The sequence below is a fragment of the Rhodopirellula sp. UBA1907 genome, assembly GCF_002337565.1.
Classification (GTDB): Bacteria; Planctomycetota; Planctomycetia; order Pirellulales; family Pirellulaceae; genus Rhodopirellula; species Rhodopirellula europaea.
In genome coordinates this window covers 199,784-217,882 of sequence record NZ_DDGH01000089.1, presented here as the reverse complement: position 1 = coordinate 217,882, position 18,099 = coordinate 199,784, and the positions used below count along the sequence as shown (strand labels likewise).

Annotated in this window: 12 protein-coding genes; 8 read left to right on the top strand and 4 right to left on the bottom strand. The window is 54.5% G+C overall.

Going from position 1 to position 18,099, the window contains the following annotated elements:
- Positions 1-44 precede the first annotated feature (44 nt).
- Positions 45-458: a manganese-binding transcriptional regulator MntR gene (gene mntR, locus B2R17_RS20160; RefSeq protein WP_007327586.1), complete on the top strand. Its 414-nt coding sequence runs from the start codon at positions 45-47 to the stop codon at positions 456-458.
- A gap of 29 nt (positions 459-487) precedes the next feature.
- On the opposite strand, the gene B2R17_RS20155 is transcribed toward mntR, so the two are convergent.
- Positions 488-1,690 carry a threonine/serine exporter family protein gene (locus tag B2R17_RS20155; protein WP_286765379.1) on the bottom strand — a complete coding sequence of 401 codons (1,203 nt, stop codon included), beginning with the start codon at positions 1,688-1,690 and terminating at the stop codon, positions 488-490.
- A gap of 356 nt (positions 1,691-2,046) precedes the next feature.
- On the opposite strand from B2R17_RS20155, the gene B2R17_RS20150 reads away from it, so the two are divergent.
- From B2R17_RS20150 to B2R17_RS20140, 3 genes are read left to right on the top strand one after another with little or no spacing between them, the layout of a single operon-like run.
- Entirely contained in the window at positions 2,047-2,703 is a 657-nt protein-coding gene (locus B2R17_RS20150; protein ID WP_236616158.1) for a RedB, read from the top strand.
- Positions 2,704-2,721: 18 nt separating this feature from the next.
- Complete coding sequence (locus B2R17_RS20145; RefSeq protein WP_286765378.1) at positions 2,722-5,031, top strand: PAS domain-containing sensor histidine kinase; 2,310 nt, start codon at positions 2,722-2,724, stop codon at positions 5,029-5,031.
- A gap of 47 nt (positions 5,032-5,078) precedes the next feature.
- Complete coding sequence (locus tag B2R17_RS20140; RefSeq protein WP_008671863.1) at positions 5,079-6,215, top strand: response regulator; 1,137 nt, start codon at positions 5,079-5,081, stop codon at positions 6,213-6,215.
- Between the two features lie 116 nt (positions 6,216-6,331).
- Here the strand turns inward: B2R17_RS20140 and B2R17_RS20135 are convergent, their stop codons facing one another.
- From B2R17_RS20135 to B2R17_RS20125, 3 genes are all read right to left on the bottom strand, one after another.
- Positions 6,332-8,179 carry a CRTAC1 family protein gene (locus B2R17_RS20135; RefSeq protein ID WP_008671865.1) on the bottom strand — a complete coding sequence of 616 codons (1,848 nt, stop codon included), beginning with the start codon at positions 8,177-8,179 and terminating at the stop codon, positions 6,332-6,334.
- Entirely contained in the window at positions 8,169-11,063 is a 2,895-nt protein-coding gene (locus B2R17_RS20130) for a multiheme c-type cytochrome (RefSeq protein WP_286765377.1), read from the bottom strand. Before B2R17_RS20130 ends, B2R17_RS20135 begins: the two co-directional genes overlap by 11 nt.
- Before the next feature lie 290 nt (positions 11,064-11,353).
- Positions 11,354-11,818 carry a hypothetical protein gene (locus B2R17_RS20125; protein ID WP_008671868.1) on the bottom strand — a complete coding sequence of 155 codons (465 nt, stop codon included), beginning with the start codon at positions 11,816-11,818 and terminating at the stop codon, positions 11,354-11,356.
- A gap of 298 nt (positions 11,819-12,116) precedes the next feature.
- On the opposite strand from B2R17_RS20125, the gene B2R17_RS20120 reads away from it, so the two are divergent.
- The 4 genes from B2R17_RS20120 to B2R17_RS20105 all read left to right on the top strand — a co-directional run bounded on the left by B2R17_RS20120 (position 12,117) and on the right by B2R17_RS20105 (position 17,898).
- Positions 12,117-12,542 (top strand): RrF2 family transcriptional regulator, encoded by a 426-nt coding sequence (locus tag B2R17_RS20120; RefSeq protein WP_008655396.1) that lies wholly within the window; start codon positions 12,117-12,119, stop codon positions 12,540-12,542.
- A gap of 207 nt (positions 12,543-12,749) precedes the next feature.
- Entirely contained in the window at positions 12,750-13,223 is a 474-nt protein-coding gene (locus tag B2R17_RS20115) for a MarR family winged helix-turn-helix transcriptional regulator (protein ID WP_286765376.1), read from the top strand.
- Between the two features lie 116 nt (positions 13,224-13,339).
- Positions 13,340-14,743: an efflux RND transporter periplasmic adaptor subunit gene (locus tag B2R17_RS20110; RefSeq protein ID WP_286765375.1), complete on the top strand. Its 1,404-nt coding sequence runs from the start codon at positions 13,340-13,342 to the stop codon at positions 14,741-14,743.
- A complete protein-coding gene (locus B2R17_RS20105; protein ID WP_286765374.1) occupies positions 14,740-17,898 on the top strand; it encodes an efflux RND transporter permease subunit in 3,159 nt (1,052 codons plus the stop codon). The genes B2R17_RS20110 and B2R17_RS20105 overlap by 4 nt, the downstream gene beginning before the upstream one ends.
- Positions 17,899-18,099: the final 201 nt, after the last annotated feature.

Here is an 18,099-nt window from a genome sequence, read left to right as displayed (position 1 = left end):
GATCGCCTTCTTGTCGCATTCGCACGGTTTCAAAGGGCCGCAATTTGCCTTCCCAATCGCATCATCGCACTCGATCCGACCACGCCAGCGAAGTGGCCGAAGATTATGTCGAGGCCATCGCCGAAGCCATCTCGGAAAATGGGATCTGCCGAGCCGTTGATTTGGTTCGACACTTTGACGTGACGCACGCGACGGTCAGCAACACGATCAGCCGCTTGCAACGCGACGGATTGGTGGTGACCGAGCCCTATCAGCCCATCACGTTGACGGCTCAGGGCAAACGGATGGCGACCAAGGCACGCAATCGCCACGAGGTCGTGCGGACGTTTTTGCTGCGAATCGGTGTCAGCGAGACAACCGCGACGGTGGACAGTGAAGGGATCGAACACCACGTCAGCGACGAAACATTGCGGGCGATGAAGCGAGTCATGAAAGACGGGATCCCGGCATCCGATTGACGCCGCCGAGCCGCGTCATCCAACGCGTCTCACGACTTGGGATTTTTCGCTTCGGTTTCAAACGATTGCTTATCTGATCGTGAAACCACGACATCCGTCAGCAACAACCCCGCGACAATTGAGACGGCCGTCAGCATCATCGTTGCCGTCAGTCGAATGCCCGAGGGCAGGTCTTCTTGGACCATGATCTGAGAGAAACCAGAGAACCCGAGGCTTCCGGGAACCAAAAGCAGCAACGCGGGAAGCAACATCACCGCTGTGGGTATGCCCAAGCGATTAGAAGCAAAGTGGCTGGTCACACTTGCCACAAAGGAAGCGATTCCAACGGAAGCGAAGGAACCGAACGTGGTGCCCGCCAAACGCAACGCTCCGTAGCCCACCAACGTCGACATCAACAACCAAGGGATGTCACGGTAACGAGTGCGAAACGTCGCGGCGACGCATAACCCAATCGGTAACAACACCAACGCAGACGCAAACAAATCAGGCGAGTCCAACGGCAACGATGCCGGGATGGGTCGAATCGCGTTGACCAAGCCGTATCCCATCGACACACCAAAAACGATGGTCAGCAATGTGGTCATTGCTCCCGCGAAGCGAGCCGAACCGGATGCCAAATTCTGAGTCGCCAATTCGTTGATGCTGATCGTCAAATGCAATCCGGGAACCAACAAAATCAACGCGGCCAAAGATGTGAGCTCAAAGTTGCCCGGCCCGATGAATGCTTGAATCCCACAAGCGATCGAACTGGCAATGAACCCCGCGACCACATTGATCAAATGAACTTGGTGCCGAAGAAGAGTCAGCCAAACGACAAAGATGCCAACGATCAAACCAATTACACCGGCCGAAAGAACCACCATTCCGCCACCGCCCACCAAAACGCTGATGCAAGCGGCGACTCCGCCGTGAGACGCGATCTGAATCGCCGGACCGTATCCGTCCTTCATCTCGTTGATCTCGGTGAGCCGTTGCCAAGCTTCGGAAACGTCCATTTGTTCGTCTTGGATGGCACGCTGCAATTCAAACAAAGCTGCGTAGCGACCCAGATTGGTGTCGCTGGGATAGACCCTCAGCAGCCGCGTCTCGTCGCCGCCAAACGTGACGAACAGAGCCGTGGGCGTCGAAAAGAAGCTCGCCTCGTGCCCGAGCGAAGCGGAAACCTGTTCCATTTCCAGGTCCAACTCATACGCCGGTGAACCGCACGCATGCAGGCTTCTGGCGAGTTCCATGATGAGTTCGACAGACGAAACCTGAGTCAATGCAGCGGGCTTTCAAGGAAAGACGGTGAAACGGCTCCACCTCGGACGGGAATGCGGTGGGTTAGAGCCCCGCATTAAAACAGGGCATCAGCGGGATGAATAGGTTCGCGCATGGCCATCGATTGACCACTCTCCTCCAATCCCGCACCGGCCTCACATCCAATTCAACCGTCAAGGTCATCGCACCCCCGACTGAGGCTACGCGTTTCTCCTCCCGGAATCCTCATATTTTAGCTTCAGGACTCGATTCCGTTGTAGCGTTTTACAGCCTCGGGGTATCGAGGTGCTATCACAACTATTCCAACATTGATCGCGGGGCACGTGACATGTTACATCGAACGACCGATGCTGGTTCCTACCAGATCGCGGACCTGCTAGAGGTCCATCCGAAGACTAGAAAAATTCCGCCATTCCTTTATCGAATTGCAGTCCTATGGGCCTGCATTCTGGCGGGCTTGTTCTTCGCATTGATCGCTTACGGCACAACGCCGGGTCCATCGAGCTTACCGCCGACACGTTCTCCTTTAAGACCTGCCGCGGACGAATTGCAAACCTCAGCAGTCGCTGACTGGGAAGTGGTGATGGCCGTTCATCCGAAGTGCCCCTGCACGGTGGCATCACTCAACGAATTGAAGCGTTTGCTGACCAAAGTTGACAACGACGTGAAGTGTCGTTTCCTGGTCTATCATCCCGCTAAAACGGAGCCAGACTGGATCGACGGAAAGATCACATCTCGTTTGTCGCAGTTCCCACGGTCCACCATCCTCGCTGACGAAGACGGCGAAGTCGCACTCAAACTAGGGATGCAAACCTCCGGTGCCGTCGTTGTTTTCGATCCCCATGGAAAGACACGTTTCCATGGTGGCATCACCGTTTCCCGCAACCACGAAGGTGACAACCTCGGGGTGCGTTCCATATCCATGTTGATTCAAGGCCAAACCCCGCCTCTTACTACCACACCTGTATTCGGCTGTCGGCTGTAATTCCCGAGACGGATTGTCATGTCAGAAAACGAAATCGAAACGAACTCGCAGCTAAAGAGCGCAGACGATCTCTTTGCAGAGCATTTGCAAACACGCCAAATCAATGCGGACCTCGCATTGTCTGTCGTTCTTGCTCTGCAATGGATATTCGCCGTTGCTTGCTCGATTTGGATTTCGCCCTACACCTGGATCGGTTCTCAAAGCCTAGTCCACATCCATGTGTGGAGTGCGATCCTCGGTGGAGGCATGCTCACCGTCTTCCCGGTGTTCTTGGCACTCTACTTCCCCGGTCAACGGATGACACGGATGATCATGGCGTTGGCTCAAATGCAGTTTTCAGCGTTGCTGATTCACCTGATGGGCGGCCGGATCGAATCACACTTTCATATTTTTGGTTCACTCGCATTCCTGACCTTCTACAAAGACCCATGGGTCTTTTTGCCTGCTGTTTCCGTCGTCTCGATCGACCATTTGATCCGCAGCCTGTTCTGGCCCGAGTCGGTCTTTGGCGTGCTTTCACCGGAACCACTTCGTGCATTGGAACACGCCGCCTGGATCATCTTTGAAACTGTCTTCCTGATTTTGGGGGTCCTGCAGAACCGCCGTTCATTGTGGGAATTGGCAAAACTTCAGTCTTCGCTCACTCAGCAACGCGACTTGCTGGAACAACGAGTTCGAAACCGCACCTCCGAAATTGAACAACAGCGTCGAATTCTCGATACGGTTCTACAACGCATTCCTGCTGCGGTTTTCTGGAGAGACAAAGACGGAAAATTCATGGGCTGCAACGAGATGTTCAGCGAATTCTTTGGACTGAAATCTCCCGAAGATATCATCGGCAAACGGATGAATGACATCATCCCACCGAACGATCAAACCACGAATCGGCTTTCCAGTTTTTGCGATTCACCCGACGAGAACGTGGAACTGGTCAACATCGAAGAAACACTTCATGACTTTGCTGGTGATTGCCGGACCGTTTTGACAGGTGCAACCTCGCTTCATGACCATGAGGGCAACTGTTTCGGAACGCTGGGTAGTTTCCTTGACATCACCACATTGAAAAACGCCGAATCTCGTGCGAAGTCCTTGGCCAATCTGATCCAAGAGTCGCCCAACGAACTCTACATTTTCGACGCAGAAACTTATCACCTGGTGGAAGCAAACACCGGGTTTGTCGAAAGCCTCGGATTGGACCCAGACAACCTCTCCAGCGTTTCGCCACAAGACTTCATCCAAGACTCTTCGAACCAGGATCTGCGCCAGCGGATCAGTGTCGCAATGTCATCGCCTCGCGGGCGTTGTGCGTTTGACACCGTTCACGTGCGAAAGGATGGGACGACCTTCCCGGTCCACGTTGACATCCACCGGTCGACATTCGAGACCCGTCCCGTATTTGTCGTCTTCTGCACGGACCTAAGCGATTCTCAAGCGATGGAACGTCAATTGGCTCAAGCTCAAAAGCTTGAATCAATGGGCCAACTCGCCGCTGGAATCGCTCACGAGATCAACACTCCCATGCAGTGCGTCAGCGGAAACGTCGAATATCTGACGATGAGCTACGAACGAATTTTCCAATTCACCGACGGATTGTTCGAGCTGCTCAACAGCCCGTCCTTCAGTACCGAAACTGCTCGGTCGGAACTCGATGCGTTGGCCCAAAAGCACAAGTACAACGTGCTGCGAGAACAAACGCCCGGTGCGGTGGAAGAAGCATCCCAAGCCGTGATGCGAGTGATCGAAATCGTCCGTGCGATGAAAGCGATGTCGCATCCAGGTCGCCAAGAGATGAACGATACCGACCTGAATATGCTGATCCACCAAGCGTCGATCATCAGTCGAAACCGATACAAGTACGTTTCCGAATTGGAGCTCGATCTGTCGCCGGATCTGCCACAGATTCCTGCCTACGGAGCAGAGCTCAGCCAGGTGTTCATCAATTTGATCGTCAACGCGGCCGACGCGATCGCGGAACGAAAAGAGAACGAACCCGAACTAGAAGGCAAAATCACGATTTCCACCATTCAAAATGGCGAGAACATTGAGATTCGCGTGAAGGACAACGGAACCGGCATGACTGAAGACGTCCGTTCCAAAGTCTTCAACCAATTCTTCACAACCAAAGACGTAGGCAAGGGCACCGGGATGGGACTCTCGCTGACCTACAACATTGTGTCATCCAAACACAATGGAACCGTCCGTGTGGAGTCTGAACCAAACGTCGGAAGCAGTTTCGTTGTGATTCTGCCAATGGACTCCCATCAGTCAGTGGCTGATGAATCTGACGTAGACAAATCGGACACGTGTCGTGTTCCGATTTTGACTTAAACCTTTCTCAAATTCCGACGAATTGAACTGTTAACTTGGGGCGTCACATGAACGAACGCATATTGCTGGTCGACGACGACTACAGCCTATTGAACACGCTGAAACGAAATCTCTCCTTTGACTTCGAGGTCACAACCTGCGAATCGGGACCTGAGGCTTTGGCGTGCATCAAGAAGTCCGAACCGTTCTCAGTCATCATGGTCGACATGCGAATGCCGGGCATGGAAGGAACCGAGGTCATCCAAAAGGCACGGCTGATCTCGCCGAACAGTGTGTACATGATGCTGACCGGAAACCAAGATTTGACCACCGCGATGGAAGCGGTCAACGAAGGTCAAGTCTTTCGGTTCCTGAACAAACCTTGCCAAATGAGCGACATCAAAGCCGCCATCAATGCGGGCATCAAACAATATGATTTAGTAACCAGCAAAGAAGAATTGCTGAAGAAAACCTTCGCCGGTGCGATCAGTGTTTTGGTCGAGATCATTGAATACGTCGACGATCCTTTGGTGAACACCGACGACATTCTCAAATCGGCCGAAGCTTTGCTGGCCGAATCCAAAATCGCGTCCGACTGGCGAATACCGCTGACCGCTCGATTGATGGTCGCCGGAATCCCCTTGCTGAACTTAGATCAACGAGAAACGCTTGCCACGGCCGCGATCACTTCTGAGGAACATCGCAGTATCGTGAAAGAAGTGTTCAGCATCTCGAGCCAACTGATCAAGCGGATCCCAAGGCTCGAACCAATCGCTGAGTTGCTCGACCGAATGGGAACCTCGGAAGTCACCAACGAAAAATGCACCAGCGATGATGACAAGATCGCACAGGTGATTTTGTTGAGCTACTACCAAAGCCTTCTACAACGACGCGGAGAAGCAGGCGACGTCGCTTTGTCGGAAATCGAAGATCGGTTCCCGGACTTGGACAATCAATTGACCGAATGCGTTCGTCAATCCAACGATGCGCAACCGCAATCCACGATCGAAAGCATCGCAACGTCCGAACTTTTGACGGGAATGACCGTTGCGGAAGACGTTCGAATGCCAAACGGACTGCTCCTGATAGCATCGGGGCGAAAGCTTTCTCCTCCCATGGTCACGCGTCTGCGTAACCTGGTGGGACTGGAATCGGTTGCCGTCGAAATCCCGGCCAAAAAATCAGACCAACTCGTCACGGCCTAAACCGCGAACGCCTGATCCACTTGTTTTTTAAAACGGTCTCACCGATTTGGTTCGCGCATGCCACCGCCGAACAAATCTAAAACGGCTTTTGTTTACCGAGGTTTGGTTGAGTCCACTCAGCGAGTGATCTCGTGGAATTGATCGATATCGATTGGCCCCATTTCGACGACCTCTCCGTCAGGCCATTGCACCGAAACGTTGTCGATTGAGTCGTGCTCGCCCAAGCCGAACGTCAATGGCAACTCCACCTGTGTCAGATAGCTTCGAGTCGGCATCACTTGTTTCGCGATCACTTCGTCATCAACGGTGACGCTCACCCACGCCCCAATGGCGTCTCGGTTGCACTTCTCACCATCGCCCACCAATTTTAAACGCAACCAGTGGTGGTCGGTTTCTTGATCGTTGCGTAACAATCGCGGCGCACGTCCGGTGGATGTGATCAACAGATCCAAATCACCATCCAAATCGATGTCCGCGTAAGACGCACCACGGCCGACCATCGGCTTGACAAAATCGTCGCCCAATTGCTCCGCGCCAACCGGCAGAAACTCGGTTTCGAACTCGGGGCCCGCATTCCAAAACATCTGAGGCGGTTGCTCGTAGTGCTGACTTGGCTGCACCCGGTTGATGTCCTCCTCCAAGTGCCCGTTTGCACAAAACAAATCCAGTCGACCGTCCAAATCGTAGTCGACATACGCCAAACCAAACGTCAGCAACAATCGCGTGCTGGGGCCGAGCCCGGTTGAAACCGCTTCATCGTAAAACTGCATTCGCCCCGCCTTTGTCACGTACAACGCGGTCATCTCGTTAGAGAAGTTTCCAATAGCAACCGCCATGCTGGATTGCTCACGAAACGAAGTCACATCGATGCCCATGGCCCCGCGAGCGTTGCCGGTGGAATCAAATGCGATCCCGCAAATCGCCCCCATCTCTGTGAATTTCCCATCGCCGCCATTGCGTAGCAAACAGTTTTGCACGGTGTCGTTGGCCACCACGACATCCATGAATCCGTTGCGATCAAAGTCACACAAAGCCAAGCCAAGTGATTTGGACTGCGGAACGTTGGTGGACACATTGCGAATCTGAATGCCGGATTCCTCCGAGACATCCGTGAACTCGCCGTCGCCGTCGTTGCGGTAAAGATACGGGAACGTCCCTTCAAAATTTTGAGGCCGTCCATACGCTCGACCTCCGCCAACAAGCTGAAACCCTTGCGACTGATCGTACTCGCGACTCCATCCAACATAGTTGCAAACGAACAGGTCCAAGTCACCATCGTTGTCGTAGTCGAACCAACCGGAACTGGTGCTCCATCGATCTCCTTCACCACCGACGCCAGCCATTTCGGTGATGTCCTCGAATTTGCCTTCACCAACATTGCGGAACAATCGATTCGTCCCAACCGCGGAGATGAATACGTCGACCAATCCGTCTTGGTCATAGTCTCCAACGGCGACTCCCATCCCGTACAGCTCGACATCCAAACCCGAATCTTTGGTCACGTCGACGAACTTACCGCCTTCGTTTTGATACAGAGCCGATGTGTTCCCTCGATCACTTGGTTCGTCCCATGACCAATCCATCGAATTAATCAACAACAAGTCCTGATCGCCATCGTTGTCGAAATCAAAAAAGGCACTGCCGCCACCCATTGTTTCCGGCAGCAGCTTGTCTCCGGTGGCACCGTTGTTGTGTACGAAAGAGATCCCCGCTTCTTCGGTGATGTCTTTAAACGGGGTCGTTGGAACCTGCACCATGGGTCGTTCACGCACCGCGACCTTGGCCAGCTTCGATTCGCGAACGGGTGGCGCCGCTTTGGGCCGCGTCAAGATGAAGGCGGCGATACCACCGATCATTGCCAGAACCACCAACATGATCAGCGAACCCCGCATCGCGCGGCCGATATCGGCTTCGTCTCGCAATTCGCTTTCGTCCACTTCGTTTGATTGCGGATCACTGGTCATTGGAATTCTCCTGCAAGTTGGCGGCCGAGGCCTGAGCGGTCTCCGTCGCCGTGCTTTGGGTTGGTAATTCGCGATGCAACGAGTACTTCACGACGGCTTCGGCGGCGTGATCCGCCGCGGGATACTTTTCGCGAGCCAATCGAATCGCACGTCCTTGAGCGTTGTCATCGGGTTTGTAAATTTCGTGCAACTTGCGATGCTTTTCGGCCAATTCTGGCTCTTCAAGTCGATCATAGAGCAGCTGCAAATTGTGGTGAGCGGAAACGTTCTCCGGATCGATCATCAGTGTCTTCTGGTATTGCATCACCGCTTCTTCGAAGTATTCCCGGCCTTCTTCGACTCGACGTTGCCGCTCGCGAATGTTGCCGAGATCAAACAGCGTGCGTCCGAGCTGGTTGATGACTTCGATGTCCAAACTGAAATCGAAACCTCGACGCTGCATGTCTTCCGTGCTGTCTTCCAACACGCTACGAAGATTCTGCTCGGCTTCTTCCAGACGTCCTTGTTGAGAGTTGATGACGCCAGACAACCATGCCCATGTCCAACGAGGAAATCCTTCCACGTCGCGGAATTCGTCCGCACGCTGAAGAGCCTCCACCGCTTCGTCCAAACGGCCTTCGGTGTTCAAGACTCGAGCCAGGTTCATCGGCCCATCGTAGCGGTCAAGTTTCTCGACTTCACGGAACGCATTTTCTGCTTGACGAAGTTCAGCCTTGCCTTTGAGCAGCAATCCAATCCCGTAGTCATTCCAACGTTGCCACGCGGGAATGCCTCGAGGTGGGTTTTCAACCGAATGATCGAGTCCCTCAACCGGAAAGACGATCGTGTCGACCGCCATGGTCGTGACGGGTAAATTATTGGTGTAGTCCTGACCGGGCACATGACCGCGAATCAGATTGCCATGCTTTTCGTTTTGCTTGGCGACAAAGTCCATGTACTCGGTATCGAATTTCCGATACTGCAGCTTCACCTCGACGTGAATTGGCTCCGACACATCATCGGGCACGTCCAATTCGTAGTGGACGGCTTGTCCCGCCCCGGGTGGAATCTGATGGTTGTAGAGAGGCGTGAAGATGTCCTCCGCGTTCCTTCGATTGATTCGATTGCCATCCTTGTCCAGCATGAACACGTTGACGAAGTGCGACCATGGATCGACTTCGTTGTGTTTGCTTTCGTCGATCCATCCGCTGTGTCCGATCACACGGTCGCCGCTGGTGACTTTGACTTCCAACCAAATTTCATTGCTGTCGACGGTCCCCTGCGAAAACAGGTGCCCCATCTTCATCGTGCGAATCACGGTCTCCAGCAAATACTTCTCACCGCGTTTCAACTCAGGCACCTCGGGACGCAGCGGGGCAATCAATTTGCCATCGATTTCGCCACCTTCGCGAACACCAAACAAATCGACCCGCATCACGTCTTTCAGATACTCCTGATGCGCAGCGATCACATCTTCGCGATCACGAAGCCATGCGATCCCTGTGTTCGCAGACGGGAACATGTGATCGTGCACACTGAGTTCTTCCGCGTCATCAAACATCTTTGCACCAAAGTCGTTTGACGCCACCAGCGGCATGTGACACTTGCTGCAATTGTCGACGGCCTTGGGCGGGTAATAGAAACTCCTCGCCCCATGCCCGGACACACCGCTAAACAGATATGGGTCGTAGTGGTTCTGCCCACGCAAGAATTCCTTGTAGCCGGTCAACGCCTCGGGCAAGTGCACCTTGTGACAAGTCGAACAGAACTCCGCCGTTTTATGAAACGGCTTCAAGAAAGTCTTCTTATGGAAAGACGGTTTCGCTTTGACCAATTGATTGTTGATCCATTGCAACGCCGCGTTTTCGCTGCTGGCAAACGGGTAATGCAGTGGTTCTTCGATCGTGTAGTCCGCGTTGCCACGAACGCTGTTGACGTTGGTGATCGCGTGACAGACCGTGCAAGTGATCCCCGCTTTCGCGGTTGGATGATCCAACATGTCAAAGTTTGGATCATCAAACGCTCCGGAGAAAAACGGCACGGGGTCGTGACATCCTGCGCACCAACGTGAAGCTTGAACCGAGCCATCACGCTCGAGTGACTTCGCGCGCGTTTCGCTGACACTTGCAAAGTACGGTGCATTGTTGAAGGAACTGAATCGGTGCACGCTGTCCTGCCAATCCTTGTGGATGTCAGCGTGGCACTTCAAGCAGTACTCATCGTTCATCAACGCGTCTGACGGAATGAAGTTTCCGCTCGACGTTCGAGCCAACGACGGTTCGAAGTACTGTGTTCCTGAATCGGGACCAATCGCGTTCCACTGGCGAGGGTCCTGCATCTGCAAGATCACCATGGCAGCGATCGACGCCGCCGCGACACCGCCAAAGCTCATTCCAATTCGCCACTTGATCCGAGGCCCAGCCAAACGGTGCAGCCAATAAAGCCAAATCGAGGCGAGCGGAAACGCGACGTGCAACCAGTAAACCGTATTGCGTGCCAACGGTTGCTTCAGGTCAAAGCCTCCGATTCGAACCAACAAGATTCCCGTCGTGAGAATGCCCAAACTGACCGCGAAAAGGGCGTAGCCGATTCGGACCGCTCGCCGGTTGCGACGATCTTTGGTGTTCCACATGTGAATGAAACCAAAGATGACGACCGGCAAGATCAACAGCAGTCCCATCACCAAATGGGCCAGGAACATGTACTGGTAAAAGTAGTCCTGGTAGGTCTGGTCACGAAACCATTCCAGGAACGTGAAGATGGCCAAGTAACCTGAATTGGCCAGCAACAAAGCGAAAAGAACGAAGATGACGTACAGCAGTTTTTTCAGCCGTGGCCCGACCGCGCGAACATACTTTTTTCGCGGTTTTGGCACGGCCGCACCAGGTTGTGCAACGGATGACATGAAACGATTCCAGTGAACGGTCAGTTTGCAGACTTAAGGTGCACCCGCGACCGATGGCGTCGGTGGAAGTGCATCAACGGGCTGAAAGCGTACCGCTCCCAACCCAGATCCTTTGTTTGCCGGCACACCAGAGAGGGCGCCGGAACTGACTACGAGCAGGACATTGTTTGCAACGCTCACCAAACGCAAGATTGCGCCAGCGGACTCGGTGCTGCATCAACATGCGCGCCATCGATACAGACAAAGTCGAACAATCAGTGATTGCCAACCAACATGCGGAAACGACCTGCTCAAGCCAGAGACAAGTTCATCTGCGGTGGACGATCGATCCCCAGCGAGAATCCTGGTTGCACATCTGCCGAACCGTCCTGCACTCCGCAAAGGAATTGTCCCGAAGACATGCTCGGCGATGCGTGTTTCCAGATCGCATCGTGATGCGGACGTTCAGCGGTTGGAACCGTTGGCAACTGAATCGGAAGCGTTGGCAACTGGCCACACAGTGGTCCGTCGCACGGTTTGACCGGCACGGATGGACCAGCTGATTCTCGGGCACCGTGACTCGTCATGCCGTTGACCGGAGTCCCCGGTTGGCCCGGGTTCAGGTCGCTGCTTCGCATCGCTGGCGGTTCAACCATGCTCATGGATGCACTGCCGGAGTGCTGCAACCAATCACCGCAACTCGCCTCGACTGAACGCGGCGTCGAAACGCCCGCCAGCAAAACAGCGACCACAATGAGGAGAAGAGCACGCGACATGTTTTTTCAGTCGATCAAACTGAGTTTTTGCCACCTCGAGAAAAGCAATGCTCGGCAAAGAGCAAGGGCGGCATTCCTACGAGCCTAGGCAGACAGAACACCCAAGTCAATTGAACAAGGGGAGTTCCCACGCCAAAGCTGAACTTCGCTCGTTCCACCGGTAGGAACCGAAGGCCGAAATCGTGGACAACACCGCTCACTTTGCACCACCGCGGAAGATTGATTTTTCAACGAAAACAGGCGAGAAAAGCGATGTTTGATACGATACGCGATCTCGCGAGGTTTACTCTGGATCGATATGAGACTGACAACCCAAACCGACTACGCACTGCGAACGTTGATGTATCTGGCCACGAGAGAAACTCGAGCCAACGTCGCTGGGGTTGCCTCTCTGTTCAATATCTCCGTCAACCACGTTGCCAAGGTCGTCAACGTTCTCGCCCGTGAAGGTTACGTGCGAAGCATCCGAGGCGTTGGCGGCGGCATCGAATTGGCCGTTCGTCCCGAAGACGTCACGGTCGGACAAATCATCGCCACGGTGGAAAGTGACATGCATCTGTTGCCGTGTGTCGCGGGTGATCACGGATGTGTGATCCATTCTTTCTGCAAACTCACCGGCGTGCTCGCCAATGCCGAACGCATTCAGATGGACTATCTGAACAGCGTCACTCTCGCGGATGTCATTCCCACGCGAAAGCAACTTGATCGCACCGAAGCCAGCTGAGAAGAGGCTTCCGGGCAGCGACGACGCCCAGAACTGAACATGTGGCCACGCTCCCTCTGAGCATTTACGGTGCCGATGCGGCCACTGCTAAGCGGCTTCAGTGGCCCTGAGCAACCTAATATTTTATCAGCGGAAACGATTCGACAAAAGTTATTTCACTAATAACCTATTCAGTAGTGAAACGATGCGCGTCCAAGAAATTTCTTCATGAATCTGCAACAGGAACTGAACCGCCCCCAACCATTTCGATGCTTGGACCAGGAAGTGTTGCTGAATTTCCTTCGCATCGGTGACCAACTCGACAACCGCTTCTCGCGTCTTTTTCGCGAACACGGTTTGACGCTATCTCGATTCAACATTCTCCGCAGTTTGGCGCTCGCTGAACGGCCGCTGACCTGCGGAGAAATCGGCCAACAAATGATTCAGGTCGTCCCCGCGGTCACGTCGCTGGTCGACCATCTCTGCTCGCAAGAATTGGTCGAGCGCAATCGATGCACCGAGGACCGTCGTGTCGTGCACGTGGCGATCACCGAGAAGGGCAAACAACTCGTCGAAGACACCATGCAACCACTTCGAGAGCTGGAAGACCGGATGCTGAAGCAGCTCAGTGAGGCGGACAAGCAAAGTCTTTTGCAATTGCTCAATCGAACTCGTGAATCGATTTCTCACTGCGACGACTGACTTCACTCGCCCCCCCTCAATTCCGAACCCCATTCACCCGGCTCCTGTCCGCCATCACGAGCAGACACCGCGTGGGTCCCACCCGAATCTCTTTCGTCTTTGGATCGAAACCGATCATGAATCCTCCTCATCAAAACCAAGCCTTCTTTGGGAAGCTCGCAATTGGGTCCTGCATCAGCGGGATGCTGTTGCTCGTCGCCTCTGGATGCAGCCAGGGCCAAAGTGGTCCGCCGGCGATGCCCAAACCCACCGTGACCGTTGCTCAGCCCGTTGTGAAGAAAATCGTCGAATGGGATGCCTTCACCGGCCGATTGGAAGCGGTCGACTTGGTGGAAGTGCGAGCTCGCGTGGGTGGCTATCTGCAGTCGGTCCACTTCGATGAGGGCCAGATCGTCGAGAAAAACGATTTGCTGTTCATCATCGACCCGCGACCATTCGAAGCTGAGTTGGCGGCCGCACAAGCACGACTGCAGCAATCCGAATCGCAATTCAAACAAGCCAAGGCGATGACGGAAGTCGCCCGCGCAAACCTGTTGCAATCAGAAGCTCAATTGAACCTCGCCGATGTTCGTTACAAGCGAACACAGAACTTGGTCGAACGCAACGCATCCTCCCAAGACGAACTGGATGACCGTGAGGCGGAGTTCCTCAAAGCCAAGGCCGACATCGAAGGTGTTCGTGCCAGCCTGAATTCATCCGAAGCCGCCATCGCAACCGCGCAAGCCGAGATTGAACTTGCCAAGGCGGGCGTCGAAACCGCCGAACTCAATTTGCAGTACACACGCATCCGTGCACCCATCACCGGTCGCATCAGTCGCAAATTCGTCACCGAAGGCAACTTGATTGCCGGCGGCAGTGCGACGTCCTCTTTGTTGACCACCATCGCTTCGGTGCAGCCTATCTACTGCGTGTTTGACGCAACCGAACAAGACGTTTTGAAATATTCTCGCTTGGCCAAATCTGGCGAACGCGAAAGTTCGCGGGTCGCAAAGAACCCCGTGTACCTTGGCTTGGTTGATGAAGACGGTTTCCCTCACCAGGGTCACATGGACTTCGTCGACAACCGCTTTGATGTCAACACGGCCAGCCTACGTGCCCGAAGCGTCTTTGCAAACGAAGACGAACTGTTGCTTCCCGGCATGTTCGCTCGCATTCGACTTCCGGGCAGTGCGTCGCATCAAGCGGTTTTGATTCCTGACTCGGCAATCGGCACCGACCAATCAACACAATACGTCTACATCGTGGTGGACGGTGTGATCCAACGTCGGCCAATCACAAGCGGTCCAATCATCGATGGCTTGCGAGTCATTCGCGAGGGGCTCGATGGGACCGAACTTTTGGTCACCGAGGGTTTGATGCAGGCTCGGCCCGATGCGGAAGTGAACACCATCGACGGAACGATTGAAGTCGTCGAAGACGGATTGCCGGACGAGTATCAGCCGGTTCCGAAAGACAAATGGATTTCGCCCGCTCCCACCGCCGTTCCAGTTGCGGATCGCATGACGGAGGTGAAACGATGAAGTTTCCCCACTTCTTTATCGAGCGTCCGATCTTCGCGTCGGTGCTGTCGTTTGTGATCGTGCTGGTGGGCGGCATCGTGTATTTCACGCTGCCGGTTTCGCAGTATCCCAGCGTCGCACCACCGACCGTTTTAGTTCGCGCCAGTTATCCCGGTGCAACGCCGGAAGTCATCGCCGACACGGTGGCGACGCCCATCGAACAGGAAATGAACGGCGTCGACGACATGCTGTACATGGAATCGTCGTCCAGTTCGGACGGCACCATGCAGCTGACCGTGACATTCAAACTGGGTACTGACCTGGACGACGCTCAGGTGTTGGTCCAAAACCGCGTTGCGATCGCCGAATCACGTTTGCCAGAACAAGTCCGCCAAATTGGTGTAACCACGACCAAGCAAATTCCCGACATGCTGATGGTGGTTCACTTGAACTCGCCGGACGGCAGTCGCGACCAACTCTACATCAGTAACTACGCATTCCTTCGAGTTCGCGATGCATTGATGCGTTTGGATGGGGTCGGTGAAATCCGTATCGCGGGCGGCAATGAATACGCCATGCGAATTTGGTTGGACATCGAGAAGATGACCCACGTCGACCTAACGGCGGGGGAAGTCGTTGATGCGATTCGAGCTCAAAACATCCAGGTCGCTGCCGGCGTGATTGGGCAACCACCGACGGATGAGACCGGTGACTTTCAGTTGAACGTCACCACCCAAGGTCGCTTGATTCGCGAAGACGAGTTCAGTGACATCATCGTCAAACGTGGCGAAGACGGAAGGATCACGCGACTTCGTGATGTGGCTCGGATTGAACTGGGAGCACAGGACTATTCCCGTTTGAGTTACCTCGACGGCAAATCCGCGATCGCGGTGTTGGTCTACCAACGTCCTGGTACAAACGCTGTTGATACGGCGGCCGAAGTCAAACGTGTCATGAGTGAGATGAGCGAGGAGTTCCCACAAGGGCTCGGCTACGAGATCGCTTACAACCCAACCGACTATGTCGAGGAATCGATCGCGGAAGTGTTCGAGACACTCTTCATCACAACGATCTTTGTGGTGCTGACGGTGTTCCTGTTCCTGCATGGTTGGCGTCCGACGATTATCCCCGTGATCGCCATTCCGATTTCGTTGATCGGCACATTCGCGGTGATGCAGTTCCTCGGAGTGACGCTGAATACGCTTTCACTGTTCGGATTGGTGCTCGCGATTGGGATCGTGGTTGATGACGCGATCGTGGTGGTCGAGAACGTCGAGCGTTTGATCGCCGAAGGCATGACCGCTCGGGAGGCCACACACAAAGCGATGGACGAGGTGGGTTCCGCTTTGATAGCGACAACCCTCGTTTTGATTGCCGTGTTTGTGCCAACCGTCTTCGTCCCCGGGATCAGTGGGCAGTTCTATCAACAATTCGCGTTGACCATTTCGATCTCCACCGCGATTTCGACGTTTGTCTCGCTGACGCTCAGCCCGGCGCTGTGTGCCTTGTTGCTGCGTCCGAAAGATGCTCCTAAGAATCGCATCGGGAAGTTCATCGACTTCCTGTTCGGCTGGTTCTTTCGATTGTTCAATCGAACGTTCGACGCCACCAGCAACATTTACGCGTCGATCATCGGACGTCTGATCAAAAAAACCGGATTCGCGATGGTGCTGTATGTCGGCTTGCTGATCCTCACCGGGTTCAGCTTCAGCATGGTGCCCACCGGGTTCATTCCCGATCAAGACCAGGGTTACGTCATTGTCGCAATCAACTTGCCCGACGGTGCGTCCCTCGCACGAACCGACCGCGTGACTCGGCGAGTCGCGGAGATCGGAAAAGAGATCGACGGTGTCGCCCACGCGGTTGGAATCGCGGGACTATCCGGAGCAACGTTCTCGATCAAACCCAACGCGGCGGTCACGTTCCTGCCGTTGGAAGATGCCAAGGAACGAGCCAAACGAGGTCGCGGGGTCGAAGCAATCGTCGCGGACATGCGACGGGAAGTGGCCGCTATCAACGAAGCCCAAATCTTGATCATTCCTCCGCCGCCAATTCGCGGGATCGGTCGAGGTGGCGGTTTCAAGATGTATGTTCAGGACCGCAGCGGTGCGGGATTGGATGCGTTGAACGAAGTCACTCAGACGATGCTCGCAAACGCCAATCAGCAACCCGGTGTCCAACAAGTGTTCTCCAACCTGCGCATGGATGTGCCTCAGGTCTACGCGGACGTGGATCGAACCAAAGCTCAAATGCTGGACGTTCCGGTCAACCGAGTCTTCGAAGCTTTGCAGGTTTATCTGGGGTCGGTGTACATCAACGACTTCAACTTCCTCGGACGCACCTACCGCGTGACGGCTCAAGCCGAACCGAAATTTCGCGATGAAGCGACCGATATCACGAAGATCCGAACTCGCAGTGACCGAGGTGCCTCGATCGCGTTGGGATCGGTCGTCAACATCGAACAAACCGCCGGTCCGGACCGTTTGGTTCGATTCAACCTGTTCCCGGCGGCCGACTTGAACGGAACCACCGTTCCTGGGTTCAGCACCGGCCAGTCGCTAACGACAATGGAGCAATTGGCCGACCAAAACTTGCCGCCTGGATTTGGCTACGAATGGACCGAAATCGCGTTCCAAGAACGCCAAGCGGGCAACACGATTGTGTTCCTGTTCCCGCTCGCGGTTCTGTTTGTGTTTTTGGCGCTCTCGGCCCAGTACGAGAGCTGGTTGCTGCCTTTGGCAATCATCTTGATCGTGCCGTTGTGCTTGCTGTTCGCTCTATCGGGCGTTTGGTTCCGCGGGATGGACAACAATGTTTTGACGCAAATCGGGTTCATCGTCTTGATTGGACTGGCCTGCAAAAACGCGATTCTGATCGTCGAATTTGCGAAGGCAGAAGAAGACGCTGGCAAGAACCGCTTCGACGCCGCCATCGCAGCGTGCCGTTTGCGTTTGCGTCCGATCCTGATGACCGCGTTCTCATTCATCCTGGGCGTGGTGCCATTGCTGGTGGCCACCGGTGCCGGGTTCGAAATGCGACGCGTGTTGGGAACCGCGGTGTTCGCCGGAATGCTGGGAGTGACCGTGTTTGGGTTGTTCCTGACGCCGGTGTTCTACGTGATGCTTCGACGTTTCGCGAAAAAGAAGGAAGCGGAAACGACAGTGGACGCCGCTTGATCGGCAATCGGGTTCGACAACTTGTGGTCGACCGTCCGGCGACTACAAAAATCGAATAGGTCTAGCTTCGAAGACTTTCATCGAAAGTCGAAAAAGAAACCGGAACGCTCACGCTGACACCGCTAAGTTCCTTGGCAGTGCCGCGAGGGCTTTCCGGTTTTTCGTTTGGTTTCTTAGACTAAGAAACCCGACCATCCCGTC

Excerpts from the sequence above, each read along its gene's own strand:
- B2R17_RS20155 (WP_286765379.1), bottom strand. The coding sequence starts at position 1,690 with ATGGAACTCGCCAGAAGCCTGCATGCGTGCGGTTCACCGGCGTATGAG.
- B2R17_RS20150 (WP_236616158.1), top strand. The coding sequence starts at position 2,047 with ATGTTACATCGAACGACCGATGCTGGTTCCTACCAGATCGCGGACCTG.
- B2R17_RS20145 (WP_286765378.1), top strand. The coding sequence starts at position 2,722 with ATGTCAGAAAACGAAATCGAAACGAACTCGCAGCTAAAGAGCGCAGAC.
- B2R17_RS20140 (WP_008671863.1), top strand. The coding sequence starts at position 5,079 with ATGAACGAACGCATATTGCTGGTCGACGACGACTACAGCCTATTGAAC.
- B2R17_RS20135 (WP_008671865.1), bottom strand. The coding sequence starts at position 8,179 with ATGACCAGTGATCCGCAATCAAACGAAGTGGACGAAAGCGAATTGCGA.
- B2R17_RS20130 (WP_286765377.1), bottom strand. The coding sequence starts at position 11,063 with ATGTCATCCGTTGCACAACCTGGTGCGGCCGTGCCAAAACCGCGAAAA.
- B2R17_RS20125 (WP_008671868.1), bottom strand. The coding sequence starts at position 11,818 with ATGTCGCGTGCTCTTCTCCTCATTGTGGTCGCTGTTTTGCTGGCGGGC.
- B2R17_RS20120 (WP_008655396.1), top strand. The coding sequence starts at position 12,117 with ATGAGACTGACAACCCAAACCGACTACGCACTGCGAACGTTGATGTAT.
- B2R17_RS20115 (WP_286765376.1), top strand. The coding sequence starts at position 12,750 with ATGAATCTGCAACAGGAACTGAACCGCCCCCAACCATTTCGATGCTTG.
- B2R17_RS20110 (WP_286765375.1), top strand. The coding sequence starts at position 13,340 with ATGAATCCTCCTCATCAAAACCAAGCCTTCTTTGGGAAGCTCGCAATT.
- B2R17_RS20105 (WP_286765374.1), top strand. The coding sequence starts at position 14,740 with ATGAAGTTTCCCCACTTCTTTATCGAGCGTCCGATCTTCGCGTCGGTG.